This window comes from Thiomonas sp. FB-6 (assembly GCF_000377645.1).
Taxonomy (GTDB): Bacteria; Pseudomonadota; Gammaproteobacteria; order Burkholderiales; family Burkholderiaceae_C; genus Thiomonas_A.
In genome coordinates, this window is the sequence record NZ_KB898477.1 from 1 (window position 1) to 13,590 (window position 13,590).

11 protein-coding genes are annotated in these 13,590 nt (G+C 71.9%); 4 read left to right on the top strand and 7 right to left on the bottom strand.

The window, feature by feature from the left end:
* From D466_RS0108010 to D466_RS0108025, 4 genes are all read right to left on the bottom strand, one after another.
* A partial coding sequence (locus D466_RS0108010) for an efflux RND transporter permease subunit (protein ID WP_038165724.1) occupies positions 1 to 2,435 on the bottom strand: 2,435 nt, incomplete at its 3' end.
* On the bottom strand, positions 2,432 to 3,556 hold the full coding sequence (locus D466_RS21070; RefSeq protein WP_018913197.1) for an efflux RND transporter periplasmic adaptor subunit: 1,125 nt from the start codon (positions 3,554 to 3,556) through the stop codon (positions 2,432 to 2,434). The genes D466_RS21070 and D466_RS0108010, both read right to left, overlap by 4 nt.
* Entirely contained in the window at positions 3,553 to 5,037 is a 1,485-nt protein-coding gene (locus D466_RS0108020; RefSeq protein WP_081629892.1) for a TolC family protein, read from the bottom strand. The genes D466_RS21070 and D466_RS0108020 overlap by 4 nt, the downstream gene beginning before the upstream one ends.
* Before the next feature lie 133 nt (positions 5,038 to 5,170).
* Positions 5,171 to 6,466, bottom strand: coding sequence for an HD-GYP domain-containing protein (locus D466_RS0108025; protein WP_231385679.1), 1,296 nt, complete (start codon positions 6,464 to 6,466; stop codon positions 5,171 to 5,173).
* A gap of 156 nt (positions 6,467 to 6,622) precedes the next feature.
* On the opposite strand from D466_RS0108025, the gene D466_RS0108030 reads away from it, so the two are divergent.
* The gene (locus D466_RS0108030; protein WP_018913200.1) at positions 6,623 to 7,420 is read left to right on the top strand and encodes a transporter substrate-binding domain-containing protein; all 798 of its coding nucleotides are present in this window, start codon (positions 6,623 to 6,625) and stop codon (positions 7,418 to 7,420) included.
* A gap of 31 nt (positions 7,421 to 7,451) precedes the next feature.
* Here the strand turns inward: D466_RS0108030 and D466_RS0108035 are convergent, their stop codons facing one another.
* Together D466_RS0108035 and D466_RS0108040 are read right to left on the bottom strand one after the other, a co-directional pair.
* Complete coding sequence (locus tag D466_RS0108035) at positions 7,452 to 9,128, bottom strand: hypothetical protein (protein ID WP_018913201.1); 1,677 nt, start codon at positions 9,126 to 9,128, stop codon at positions 7,452 to 7,454.
* A gap of 295 nt (positions 9,129 to 9,423) precedes the next feature.
* Positions 9,424 to 9,849: a DUF1841 family protein gene (locus D466_RS0108040; RefSeq protein ID WP_018913202.1), complete on the bottom strand. Its 426-nt coding sequence runs from the start codon at positions 9,847 to 9,849 to the stop codon at positions 9,424 to 9,426.
* A gap of 129 nt (positions 9,850 to 9,978) precedes the next feature.
* On the opposite strand from D466_RS0108040, the gene D466_RS0108045 reads away from it, so the two are divergent.
* Entirely contained in the window at positions 9,979 to 10,599 is a 621-nt protein-coding gene (locus D466_RS0108045) for a ParA family protein (RefSeq protein WP_018913203.1), read from the top strand.
* Positions 10,600 to 10,605: 6 nt separating this feature from the next.
* Here the strand turns inward: D466_RS0108045 and D466_RS0108050 are convergent, their stop codons facing one another.
* Positions 10,606 to 11,457, bottom strand: coding sequence for a Crp/Fnr family transcriptional regulator (locus D466_RS0108050; protein ID WP_156004117.1), 852 nt, complete (start codon positions 11,455 to 11,457; stop codon positions 10,606 to 10,608).
* 184 nt (positions 11,458 to 11,641) lie between these two features.
* Between D466_RS0108050 and nadC the strand changes: the two genes are divergently transcribed.
* Together nadC and nadA are read left to right on the top strand one after the other, a co-directional pair.
* Positions 11,642 to 12,487 (top strand): carboxylating nicotinate-nucleotide diphosphorylase, encoded by an 846-nt coding sequence (gene nadC, locus D466_RS0108055; RefSeq protein ID WP_018913205.1) that lies wholly within the window; start codon positions 11,642 to 11,644, stop codon positions 12,485 to 12,487.
* A gap of 2 nt (positions 12,488 to 12,489) precedes the next feature.
* The gene (nadA, locus tag D466_RS0108060; protein WP_018913206.1) at positions 12,490 to 13,587 is read left to right on the top strand and encodes a quinolinate synthase NadA; all 1,098 of its coding nucleotides are present in this window, start codon (positions 12,490 to 12,492) and stop codon (positions 13,585 to 13,587) included.
* The last annotated feature ends 3 nt before the right edge of the window (positions 13,588 to 13,590 follow it).

Here is a 13,590-nt window from a genome sequence, read left to right on the forward strand (position 1 = left end):
ACGGCGGCCATGCGCTTGAGGTTCTCGCGGATGATTTCCGGCTGGCCGGTGAGCACCGAGACCTCGGCCACGTCGCCCACGCGGAACACGCGGCCGCCGGGCGCGCGCAGCGGCAGCGCGGCGATGTCCTGCGGCGTGCGCCGCAGCCCGGCCGAATCCCACACCCGCACCCCCACCATCTTGGGCCCCTGCTCGAGCTGCGTGGCCACGCTGCCGCCGATCAGCGCCGCCAGCTGCGACTGCACCTGGCGCGCGTCCACGCCCTCCAGGGCCAGGCGCGTGGGGTCGAGGCGGATGTCCAGCGCGTCGCCGGCGACGACGATGCCGCTGCGCACCTCGACGATGCCCTGTACCTTGGAGATCGCCGCGGCGGTCTTGTGGGCCAGCGCCGCCAGTTGCCGCGGATTGTCGTCGAAGATCTTGATCTCCACCGGCTGCGGCACCGCGGTGAGGTCGCCGATCAGGTCCTGCATCAGTTGCGCGGTGTCGATGTCGATGCCAGGAACCTGGGCGTGGATGCGCGCGCGCACCTGCTTCTCCACCTGCCAGATCGGTTCGCGCGGCAGCGGCTTCAGGCGCACGAAGAAGTCGCCCTCGTTGGCGTGGGTGATGCCGCCGCCGAGCTGCAGGCCGGTGCGGCGCGAGAAGGTCTGCACCTGCGGCGTGGTGCGCAGGATGTGCTCGATCTGGCCCAGCAGACGGTCGGTCTCGGCCAGCGAGGTGCCGGGCGGCGCGACGTAGTCGAGCACGAAGCCCCCCTCGTCCATGCGCGGCAGGAAGCCGCTGCCCACCGCGTGGTAGGCGATCCAGCCGGCGGCCAGCAGCGGCACGACCCCGAACAGCGCCAGCCAGGGCTTGCGCAGCAGGGCCGGCAGCAGGCGGGCGTAGCCGCGCTGGAAGGCGTCGAGCACGCGTCCATGCTCTCGCTGGCGTTCGCGCTCGATGTCCCGCGCGCCCAGCAGGCGGTCGGCCAGCAGCGGCACCGCCAGCCAGGACACGAAAAAGGAAATCACCAGGGCCGCCGCCATGGTCAGCGCCAGGGCCTTGAAAAACGCCCCCGTGACCCCCGACAGGAAGGCCAGGGGAATGAAGATCACCACGGTGGATGCGCTCGACCCCGCCAGCGGCCGGAAATACTCCATCGCCGCGTGCATCACGCCGCCGTGTCGCACGCGCCCGCCCGCCGCGCCGGCGCCGCCTTCGCCCAGGCGCCGCACGATGTGCTCGCTCATCACGATGGCGTCGTCGATCACCAGGCCCACCGCGGCGGCCATGCCCCCCAGGGTCATGATGTTGAAGCTCATGCCCAGCGCGTACAGCAGCACCACGGTGGCCGCCAGCACCGCCGGCACCGTGACCATGGCGATCAGCGTGATCTTCAGGCTGCGCAGGAACAGCAGCAGCACCAGGCCGGCGAGCACCACGCCGATGAGAATGGCGTCGCGCACGCTCAGCGCCGAGTCGATGACCAGCTGGCTCTGGTCGTACCAGTTCGACAGGTGCACCCCGGCCGGCAGCCTGGTGGCGGCCAGCAACTGGCGCACGTCGCGCGCGATGCGCACGCTGTTGCCGCCGGGCTGCTGGTAGATGTTGAGCAGCACCGCGGGCTTGCCGTCGGCGGTGACGGTTGTCCACTGCGGCACCGTGCCGCGGCTCACGCTGGCCACGTCGCGCAGGCGCACCACGCCGGCCGGAGTCGCGCGCACGACCAGCTCGCCGATCTGGCGGGCATCGTGCAGGCGCGAATCGGCCAGCGCCAGCAGCAGCTTGTAGCGGTCTTCCAGATGACCCAGGGCCTGCACCCCGTTGCCCTGCGACAGCGTGCGTTCGACGTCGCCCAGGCCCAGGTTCAGCGCCTGCAGCCGCGCCGGGTCCACGATCACGTGGTATTCCTCCTGCCGGCCGCCCTGCACCTGCACGCGCCCGACGCCGCCCACGCCCGACAGCAAGGGGCGCAGGCTGAGTTGCGCGAGGTCATACAGCTGCACCGGGCTCAGCGTGGTGGAGGTGAGGCTGTAGGCGATGATCGGATCCACCGTCGGGTCCATGCGCTTGCTGCGGATGGTGGTTCCCGGCGGCAGCATCGGCAGCACCTGGTTGGCGGCCTCGTTGACCTGCACCGCGGCCAGCCCCATGTTGCCGCCCCAGTGGAAGGTGACGTAGATGTCGGCCGATCCGCGGCTGGTCTCCGAACGCACCGTCACCACGCCGGGCACGCGGCGGATGGCCTCCTCCAGCGGCTGCGTGACCTGCAGCACCATCTGGCGGGTCGGGCGCACGCCGGCGTCCACCGACACCACCACCCGCGGGAAGCTCACGTCGGGGAACAGGCCCACCGGAAGCTTGAAGGCGGCCAGGATGCCGCCGGCGGCCAGCAGCAACACCAGGAACAGCACCGAGCGGCGGTGCCGTTGCAACCATAGCGAAGCGTTCATCGGGCCGGCCCCGACGGTTTGCCCGCGGCGCTGCGCAGGGCCATGCCGTCCTCGAGTTCGTAGTTGCCCAGCACCACCAGCGGCAGGGACGGCCGCAGCGCGCCGGAGATGGCGCTGCGTTCACCCTCATCGCCTTCCACCCGCACGGCCACGCGCCGGGCGTGCCCATGGTCGTCCTGGAACACGTAGGCCTGTCCGTCGGCGTCGCGCAGCACGGCCTGGCGCGGCACCAGCCAGCCGCTCCAGGCGTGCAGCGGCAGGGTGGCCTGCACGGCCAGCCCGGGCAGCAGCCAGCGTGGCGCGGCGCCCAGCGCCAGGCGCACCTCGACGCGTCCGCTGGCCGGGTCGACGCGCCCCGCTACGTCCAGCACGGTGGCGCGCAGGCCTTGCGCGGGGTCGAACACCGAGCGCAGCTTCGCCACGGTGCCCGGGGCCAGCTCGGAGGCGTCGCGCGGGTCCACGCCCACGACCGCCTGCAGCCCCTCGCGCGGCGCCAGCTCGAGCGCCGTGGCGCCGGCGCCCAGGCGCATGCCCGGGGCCGCTCGCAGGGACTGCACCACGCCGTCGAAGGGCGCATGCACGATCTGCAGGCTCCGGCCCAGGCCCTGCGCCTGCTGCGCGGCCAGCGCGGCGCGGGCGTCGGCCAGGCTCCTGCGCGCAGCGTCCACCTGCGACTGCGTGACCAGCTGGCGAGCCCGCAACTGCAGTTGCCGCGCCAGTTCGGCCTTGGCGAAGCGCAGCGCCTCGCGGGCCTGCGCATAGCCGGCCTCGCCCGCCGCGGTGTTGCCGACCTCGAGCAGCGCCTGCCCGCGGCGCACGCTCTGGCCGGCACGCACCAGCACGCGGCGCACCCGCACGGCCCGCGCGAAATCCACGCTCAGCGTGCCGCCGCTGTCCGCCTGCACGGTGCCCACGCAGCGGATGCTGCGCGTGAGCACGCCGCGTTGCAGCGCGGCGGTGCGCACGAGTGCGGAGGGCGCGGCGGGCGCCACGTCGGCGTGCGCCGGCGCGAAGCCGGCTGCCGCCAGCGCGCAGGCCAGGCTCAGGATGCGGGCCGCCTTGCGGGGCGGGAAGCCGCGGCGCCGCACGGCGGCCGCGGCGGCAGAAGGATGCAGGCTCATGATGTGGAGGGATTGGATGCGGAGGACGCGGCGCTGCCGCGATACAGGCCTGCGCCGGTGAGCAGTTCCAGGCTCAGCGCCTGTTCGGCCTGCTGCTGTTGCACCTTCAGCAGCGCCAGTTGCTGGTCCAGCAGCGCCAGTTGCCGGGATTGCGCCTGCTGCAGCGTGTAGCTGCCGTCGGCCAGGGCCTGGCTCGCGGCGTCGGCCGTGGCGCGCAACGCGGGCAGGCCCGCGCGCAGCGCGGCCTGCTGGCGCCGCAGCAAGCGGAGCTGGGCCAGCGCCTGTTCGACCTCGGACTGGGTCTGGTCCAGGCGCAGCTGGTAGGCGTCGCGCAGTTCGCGGCGCGTCGCACGGGCCACTGCGATGCGCCCGCGCGAGCCGTTGAACAGCGGCAGGTTGAAGCTCAGGCCGAAGCCCACGGTGTTCACGTCGCTGGTGTCGCGTGCGCGGCTCAGGCCCACGCTGACCGAGGGAAACTGCTCCAACACCGCCTTGCGCAGCGATTGCTCCTGGCTGGCGTAGCCGGCGCGCAGCGCGAGCAGGTCGGGGCGGATATCGGCCACGCGAGCCAACGCCGCGCGGGCCTGCGCCGAGGCCTCGGGCCGGATCGCGGGCAGCCCGGCCAGCGGCAGCGGCACGCCGGGTGCAAGCCCGAGCAGCGCGTGCAGGCTGGCGTCGAGGCTCAGGCGGCTGCGCTGGTCGGCGTCCAGGCGCTGGCGCAGTGACTGCAGGCGCAGCCACAGCGCGTCGGCGTCGCCGCGCGGAACATCGCCCTGGGCCACCGCGGCACGGGTACGCCGCAGGCTTTGGCGCACCAGCGCCAGTTCGCGCAGCAGCGGGCCGCGGCGCGCCTGCAGCGAGGCCAGGCGCACGTAAAGCAGTTGCGCCTGCGCGGCGGTCTGCCACTCCTGCCACAGCAGGTCCAGGTTCACGCTGCCCAGATGCTCGCGCGCGGCCGCCTCGGCGGCGGGCCGGGTGAGCAGGCTGCCGAGGTCGAAGTCCAGCCCGTAGCTGTAGGCGCTGGTGGTGGCGCCGGGGCTGTGGCGCGGGAAATCGCGCGTGGCGGAGAACTTCGGGTCCGGCAGCAGCCCGGCCGCGAAGGCCTGCGCCTGGGCCACGCCCAGGCGGTCGCGTGCGAGGCGCAGCTGCGGGTTGTCCAGCACGGCCAGCGCCGCCACCGTGCCCATCGGCAGCGGCTTGTCGAGTTCGATGGGCTGCGCGGCCAGGCGCGGCAAGGCGATGCGCGACGTGTCGACCCGCAGCGAGCGCAGCGCCTGCAGCGAGTCGGGCTGCTCGGCCAGCGGGTGGGGGCGGTAGCCGGCGCAGCCGCCCAGGACCAGCAGTAGGGTGGCCAGGCTGACGGCCTGGCTCAGGCGCCGGGCTCGCAGGCGCTGGCTGCGCAACGGGGGGACGAAGGCGGCCAGCAGCGGCAGCTTGCCCGTGCGCGGCGCGGCCGGGGGAGGGTTCAGGGCTTGGGGCATGGCTCGGTGGCCGGCCGGGGCCGGCACGCAATCCGGAATCATTCCGGTTTGCGACAGCCTAGGCGCGGGGACTTAGCCGCGACTTAGGAAATTCCCGGCGCGGCCCCTGGCGCCCTTGCCGGGCGCCGGCCCTTCATTCCTCGCGCAGGTACAGCGAGGGGTCGGCGATGCCCCAGCGCGCCGCGCGCTCCAGGCCGGCGATGCGCTCGTCGCGGGCGTGGCCGCCCAGGTCGAGCAGCCGGGGCGGCACGAAGTCCTGCTTGCGCGTGCAGTACACCGCGCGCACTTTCGGGCGCAGCAGTTCCCCGGGGTTCTGGTCGACCACGATCCCGAGCAGGCCCGAGTCCAGGCGCACGAAACTTCCCACGGGGTAGATCCCGATGGCCTTGACGAAATGGTGGAAGATTTCCTGGTCGATGTGCGCGGGCGCCCAGCGCGCCATGCGCTGCAGGGATTCGGCGGGGTCCCAGCCGGCCTTGTAGGGGCGGTTGGAGGTGGTCGCGTCGTAGATGTCGCAAATGCTCGCCATGCGGCAGATGCGGCTGATCTGCTCGCCCGCCAGGCCGTCGGGGTAGCCGGTGCCGTCGATGCGCTCGTGGTGATGCAGGCACACGTCCACCGCCGTGGCGTGCACGTCGCCCGCGCGCTGCAACAACTCGTGGCCGCGCCGCGGATGGGTCTTGATGATCTCGAATTCGGCTTCGCTCAGCGCCTGGGGCTTGTTGAGGATGTCGTGGGGAATCGCGGCCTTGCCGATGTCGTGCAGCATGCCCGCCAGGCCCGCGACCCGGGTCTGCTCGCGGTCGAGGCCGAGCTGGCGGGCCAGCGCCACCATCAGCGCGCCCACGGCCACCGAGTGCAGGTAGGTGTAGTCGTCCGCGCGCTTGATGCGCACCACGCTGAGCAGGGCCCAGGGGTTGTCCTGCAGGGATTCGGCAATCTCCTCCAGGAATTCCTGCGCCCGCGCGGTGTCCACCGAGCGCCCGAGCCGGGCCTGGGCGAACATGCTCTCCAGCATCGGCTTGGAGCGCAGGAACACGCGGCGCGCGCGGGACAGTTCCTCGCGCAGCGGGCGCCTGGGCGAGGGCGCCGCCGCGGACCGGGTCGCGTCCATCGCGGCGATCGGCTGCGGCGCCTGCGCCGTGTCGATGGAGATGTCGTCGATCAGCTGGACCCGCGGCGCCTGCGGCGCGGCGGCCGCGTCGGGCTCCGCTTCGAGGTCCTCGCCGCGCGCGGTGTCGATCCACAGCGCCTGCACCCCCGGGTCGCGCAGGGCCCGCAGCTGCTCCTCGTCGCGCGCCAGGAATGCTCCGCGCCAGAAGCCGTGCTGAAGCCACGGCCCCTCGATCTTGGCGACATACATGCCCTGCCTGACCTGGTCCGGCCGGATTTTTTTCAACATATCGGGACGCGTTCTGGGCGAATCCATGATGTTATGCAGGAAACGCCATGCATTGCCTCGTGAATCTACCGATGGCCGACAAGCGGCCCCGCGCCGTGTGCGCGGCCGCGGCATCCTGCGTATAGTCTCGCCCGCGGCCCGCCCCCTTCGGCGGGGCGCCCATACCAAACAAAAGGAGACACCATGAACGGAACCTGGAACTGGCTGCGCCGCGCGGCCTTGTGCGCTGCGGCGGCAACGACCATGGCGTGGGCGCCGGCCCATGCCCAGCAGCCGAGCTCGACGCTGGATCGGGTGATGCAGTCGGGCGTGCTGCGGGTCTGCACCACGGGCGACTACCGGCCCTTCACCTACCTGCAGCCGGACGGCAGCTACGTGGGCATCGACATCGACCAGGCCAACAGCCTGGCCGCGGCGCTGGGCGTGAAGGCGCAGTTCGTCAAGACCACCTGGCCCACCCTGATGAAGGATTTCGACGCCGGCAAGTGCGACGTCGCCATGGGGGGCATCTCGGTGACCCTGGCGCGCATGAAGACCGCCGCCTTCAGTACCCACTACCTGGTGGACGGCAAGACTCCCATCGTGCGCTGCGGCGACGTGTCCAAGTACCAGACCCTGGCCGAGATCGACCAGCCCTCGGTGCGCGTGATCACCAACCCCGGCGGCACCAACTTCAAGTTCGTGCAGGCCCATATCCACCAGGCCAAGGTGATCGTGTATCCGGACAACAACACGATCTTCCAGCAACTGGTCGACGGCAAGGCCGACGTGATGATCACCGACGGCACCGAGACCCTGCTGCAGCACAAGCTGCATCCGCAGCTGTGCGCCGTGCACCCCGAGCACCCCTTCACCTACGGCGAGAAGGCCTATCTGATCCCGCGTGACGATCTGCCCTTCCAGAATTTCGTCGACCAGTGGCTGCACCTGGAAATCGCCTCCGGCGGCTTCCAGAAGGTGTTCGACAAGGGCCTGCAGTAAAGCGCACCGCGGCGGCCGGGCCGCTGCGGCCTCAGCGCACCACCACGCGCGGGTGCCAGTGGTTCCCGCGCCCCGCGTCGTCGAGCTCGACCGTGCAGGCGCCCGCGCTCCGGCGCAGGGTCTGGCTGTCGCTGCCCCAGTAGGGGTTGTCGTAATGCACGGCGAACTGGCAGGCCACCTCGCGCAGGTCCGGCGTGGAGACCAGGCAGTACAGATCGCCTTCGGCCCCGGTGCCGCCGCCGTTGCTCTCCAGGTGGGCGCTGATCTGCTGGCTGAAATGGCCGTCGGTGGCGGGGAAATCGCCGTGGTCGATGCGCCCCCAGTCGCAGCTCAGGCGGCGTGGCGCGGCGCCTGCCGCGCCGGCCGGGCTTTCCAGGCGCACCGTGACGTCGATGGAGCGCGCCGCTTCCCCGGCGGCCCCCGGGGCCTTCCCGGCCGCGGCGCCGCGGCCCGCCGTGTCGGATGCCGCGGGAACGGAAGCGAAGGCGGAGGCAGAGGCAGCGGCGGGCGCCGAGGCAGCCGCAGCCGCGGCCCGCGCCAGGTCGGGGGCGTAGCGCCACAAGGCGGTGTCGCAGTTCAGCGGCAGGCTGGTGCGCTCCGGGTCGTTCCAGATCACGCTGCCGTCGCGGGCCTCGAACAGCGCCGGCGGGTTGCCGGAGGCCGCGTCGCGCGTGGCGGCGACGTCGGGCAGCGTGCGGCGCAGCGCGGCGATCCTGTCCTCCACGTAGCTCGCCTCGTCGGCCCGGCCGCGTTGCCCGTAGGCCTCGAACACCTGGTCCGCGGCCAGCTGCAGGCTGCGCACGATGGGCTGCATCTCGGCTTCGCCGCCGGGTAGCGACAGGTAGTTGTCGCCATGCGCGGTCCAGCGGCGGCCGTCGCGTCCGACCAGCACGATGCCGTCGCGGTTCTCGCGATCGTGCATGGTCTTGACCAGCACGCCGCTGAGCACCTGGGCCGTGTAGCCGCCCAGCGGGGCCTCGCCGAAGCGCGTTGAGCAGTATTCGTCGATGGCCTGCTTGTCGGTGCGCACGTGGCCGGCGGCGAAGGCGTCGCTGCCGAAATGCGCGGCGAAGGCGGCCGTCAGGTAGGCGCGCAGCAGGTCCTCCTCGCCGCGGGCGTGCAGCGCCTGCTGCAGCGCCAGGCGCTGGCCCACCAGGAAGGCGCTTTGCGCGTTGTCCCCGAAGTGGTCCTGGCTGCGGCTGGCCAGATCGAAGTAGCGGCCGAGGTAGTCGTACAGGTGCATCAGGTCGTAGGCGCTGCGGATGCAGGCCTCGGCGCCGGTGGCGAGCATGAAGGCGCAGTCGTCCTCGTGGTCGGTGGGCAGGGGGCGGCCCTGCTCGCGCGCCTGCTGGAAACGCTGCATCAGCCCTTGTTCGAGCTCGCGCAGCCGGGGCAGGTCGTCGACATGGCCCTGGTAGGACAGGCTCAGCAGGTCGCGGCGGAAGGCCACGCTGGCGGCTTCGCTGCGCTCGGACCAGGCCGAATCGAAGGGCTTGCCGTCGCCCACCCGCGCATAGGGCACGCCGTAGAAGTCGCCCGCCAGGTACAGCAACTCGGCATAGCTCAGCGCCAGCTCGGTGCCTTCGGAGCTTCGCGTGCGCAGCAGCACCACGCTGTCGCCGCCGGCGCTGCGGCCGCCGGGCAGTTGCAGCACCACGCGCGAACCCAGGAACGCGTGCTCGGGGGAGGAGAATTCCAGCGGGCGCACCGGCTCCCGGGGCGGGGCCGCTTCGGGCGCGGGGCCGGTGCCGGCCGCGACGGCCGGCGCGGCGGCGGCAAGCGCGAGCTTCGGGCCCAGGCAGGCCGCGAGCAGGCAGGCCGCGAGCAGGGCAGGGAATGCAGGAATCGCGGGAAGTGCGGGAAATGCAGGGAATGGGCGTGGCCAAGGCATGGGCCCATGCTAGGCAGCCCGGCGGCGCGCCGCCGGGCCGGCGCCGGGCGTCCCCGCGGGCTTGATCGACTTTGCCCGGTGTGGGCAGCGGCTCAGCGCCGCGGGGCCGCGCTCAGTCCCGGGTGGCGGCGCGGCGCACGCAGTCCACGTAGGCCTCGCCGTCCGGCGGCAGCCCGCTGCGCTGGGCGCTCCACAGCATCTGGCCCAGGCACTCCATGATCGCGTGGTGGGCCTCGTGCTCGCCGCGGCGCGCGCTCAGCAGCTGGCAGGCCTGGCGGATGCCGGGCGGCTGGTCGATGGAAACCTGTTCGGTGATCGACAGGTGCATCGACAGGTGCAGGAAGGGGTTGCTGCGCCCGGCCTCCACGCCGTAGTCGCGCTCCAGCGCGTCCGGCGCGGACAGGTCTTCGTGGTATTCGGGGTGCTGCTCCATCCAGCTCACCGCCAGGGTCTCCAGCGGGGTCAGCACGCCGGTGCTGCGCCTGCGCCAGGCGTCGATGAAAAAGTTGCGGACTTCGTCCTTGCTGGGATTGAACATCGGAAGGGCTGTGGACAGGGCCTGGGGCTCGCTGGCGACATTGTGCCCCGGCCGCGCGTCGTGGGTGGCGCCGGGGACTGATAAGCTAGCGCCGAAAGGCCGCCGGGGTCGGAGGCCGGGGAGACGCTCATGCCGGTGCTGGTGGTCGCCAATCCCAAGGGTGGCGCGGGCAAGTCCACGCTGTCCACGCAAATGGCCGGGTACTGGGCCTGGCGGGGCCACAAGGTCATGCTCGGCGACGCCGACCGCCAGCAGTCCTCGCGGCTGTGGCTGTCCCTGCGTCCCGCCAGCCTGCCGGAGATCGGCAGCTGGAAAATCGGCTCCGACGGCGTCGCGCGCCCGCCGCAGGGCACCAGCCACGTGATCATCGACACCCCGGCCGGGCTGCACGGGCGCCGCTTCGACGAGGTGCTGGGCGCCGCCGACCGGCTGCTGGTGCCGGTGCAGGCCTCGGTGTTCGACATCTACGCCGCGAAGGACTTCCTGGACCGCGTGGCCGAGCAGCGCAAGCTCAAGGACCTGCGCATCGGCCTGGTGGGGGTGCGCGTGGACGAGCGCACGCGCGCGGCCGAGCAGTTGCGCGAATTCCTGCGGGCCTTGCCGTATCCCACGCTGGGCATGTTGCGCCCGACCACCAATTACGCCCACATGGCCGCGCACGGCCTGACCTTGTGGGACCTGCGCCCCGCGCAGGTCGAGCGCGACCTGCAGCAGTGGCAGGCGATCACCGCCTGGGCCGACGCACCCTGAATTCGATCAGGCGGCCAGGCGCGGCGCGGGGGTGATGAGCTCCTGCATGCCGGCGCGGTTGATGCGGAACAGCCGCGGGCCGACGTGCTCGACCAGGCCGTCGCGCTCGAACTGGGCGATCACGCGGCTGGCCGTCTCCAGCGCCACCCCCAGCATCGCGCCGAGGTCGCTGCGCTTGGGCAGCACGATGGTGTCGTTGAGCTCGGGCTCCGCCAGGCGCAGCAGCAGCCGCGCCATGCGCGACGGAATGGTGCCGGAGCCCAGCAACAGCGCCCATTCGTCGGTCTCGCGCACCGCGCGGTGCCAGCGCTCCAGGAATTCGTGGCGCAGGTTGGGAATGCGCTCCTCCAGGTTGCGGATCACCTCCACCGGGATGCGGCACACCCGCACCGTGCCGATGGCCGAGGCGTGGTGCATGTAGGGCTGCTGGATGAAGGCTTCCAGGCCGATCAGGTCGCCGCGGCGCGCCACGCGGGTGATGCGCCGGGTACCGTCGGGCAGCACGCGCTCGAGCTTCACGAAGCCGGTCTTGACCGTGTAGAGGTACTGGCCGCTCTGGCCCTCGCCGAACAGGTTCTGTCCGGAGGCGAACTGCATGTCGTCGATGACCTGGTGGATTTCCTGGAAATCGTCGACACCCAGCGCGCCGAACAGGGCGATGCGCCGCACCCCGCAGTTGCGGCAGTCGGAGGCACCGCGCCACGCGCTGCCCACTTCCCCGGCCGCGACGCGCTTGGCCGAACAACCCGCCGGCGCCTGCGGCACCACCGGAATCGGCACGGCAACCGGACCGGGCGCGCGAGCCGCCGGAGCCCGCGTGGTCACTGGGATTCGAGAAAAATCAACCGCCTGGTCCATGAGCGTTCCTTCCCTTGAGGATGCTCAATATTAGTCTTTGCTAATATACTGTTGTCAAGGGCGTAACCCCTCGCAACATCTTGGGAGAAACCCGCCCCGGGGCCGCGAAAATTGACGCGCCTTCAGACTCGCGCGCCGCGGCCTAAACTGGAGGGTTTCCACCCCGCCAACGAGTTCCGTGCTGATGAACGGCCCCAGTCTGCAAACCGTCGCCGCGCAGGATGCGCGCAACGCCCTCGCCGAAGACGTGGGCAGCGGCGACCTCACGGCCTCCCTGATCGATGCGTCCACGCGCACCGAGGCGCGCGTGCTGGTGCGCGAGCCGGCCATCGTCTGCGGCCGCCCCTGGGTGGAAGCCGTGCTGCGCCAGCTCGATCCGGCCCTGCGCGTCGAGTGGCAGGTGCCCGAGGGCGCGCGCGTGCGCGCTGACGACGTGGTGCTGCGCGTGACTGGAAGCGCCCGCACGCTGCTGACGGCCGAGCGCAGCATGCTCAATTTCCTGCAACTGCTGTCGGGCGTGGCCACCCGCACGGCGCAGTACGTGCAGGCGGTCGAGGGCACGCGCGCGCGCATCGTCGACACCCGCAAGACCCTGCCGGGCCTGCGGGTCGCGCAGAAGTACGCGGTGCGCGTGGGCGGCGGCACCAACCACCGCATGGGCCTGTACGACGGCATCCTGATCAAGGAAAACCACATCGCCGCGGCCGGCAGCATCGCCGCCGTGCTGCAGCGCGCGCACGCCATCGCCCCGCCCGACGTGTTCGTGCAGATCGAGGTGGAGACCCTGGAGCAGCTGCAGCAGGCCCTGGCGGCCGGCGCGCGCATGGTGCTGCTGGACAACATGAGCCTGGAGCAGCTGCGCGAGGCCGTGCGCCTGAACGCCGGGCGCGCCGAGCTCGAGGTCTCGGGCGGCGTGGATCTGGACACGGTCGGCGACCTTGCGCGCACCGGAGTCGACCGCATATCCATCGGGAAGCTGACCAAGGACGTGGTCGCCACCGATTACTCGATGCGTTTTGCCGGAGCCTGAGCATGAACCAGACCATCTCGATCCAGGTCGAGAGCCCCGTGTGCGGCACCCAGGAAGCCTGGGCCAGCGTGCCCGATGAGCCCGCGGCCGACGAACGCGCCGGGCTGATGGAACGCTGCCGCGGCCTGCTCGCCGAGCGCGACGCCGTGCTGGTGGCCCACTACTACGTGCATCCCGACCTGCAGGACCTGGCCCAGCAGACCGGCGGCCTGGTGGCCGATTCCCTGGAAATGGCGCGTTTCGGCGCCGCCCAGAAGGCCTCCACGCTGGTGGTCGCGGGCGTGCGCTTCATGGGCGAGACGGCCAAGATGCTGTCGCCGGACAAGCGCGTGCTCATGCCCGAGCTCGACGCCACCTGTTCGCTGGACCTGGGCTGCCCGGCGCCCGAGTTCGCCGCCTGGTGCGACGCCCATCCGGACCGCACGGTGGTCGTGTACGCCAACACCAGCGCCGCCGTGAAGGCCCGCGCCGACTGGGTGGTGACCTCCAGTTGCGCGCTGGACATCGTCTCCGACCTGCACCGCCAGGGGCGCAAGATCCTGTGGGCCCCCGACCGCCACCTGGGCGGCTACATCCAGCGCGAGACCGGCGCCGACATGCTGCTGTGGCAGGGCGCCTGCATCGTGCACGAGGAGTTCAAGGCGCTGGAGCTGGAGCTGCTGCGCGAGCAGTACCCCGGAGCCCTGGTGCTGGTCCACCCGGAAAGCCCCGCCGGGGTGATCGCCCTGGCCGACGTCGTCGGCTCCACCTCGCAGATCCTGAAGGCCGCGCGCGAGTCCGACCGCAGCACCATCATCGTGGCCACCGACACCGGCATGTTCCACGCGCTGCAGCAGCAGAACCCCCACAAGCGCTTCATCGCCGCCCCCACGGCGGGCAACGGCGCCACCTGCAAGAGCTGCGCGCATTGCCCGTGGATGGCCATGAACGGGCTGCGCAGCCTGGAACATGCGCTGCTCAGCGGCAGCGGCGAGATCCTGCTGGACCGCGAACTCGGCGCGCGCGCCCGGCGCTCGGTACAGCGCATGCTGGACTTCACCGCGAGCCACAAGGGCGCGCAGGCCCCCGGATCCCTGGTTCCCGGCCTCGGCGCAGCCTGAGTT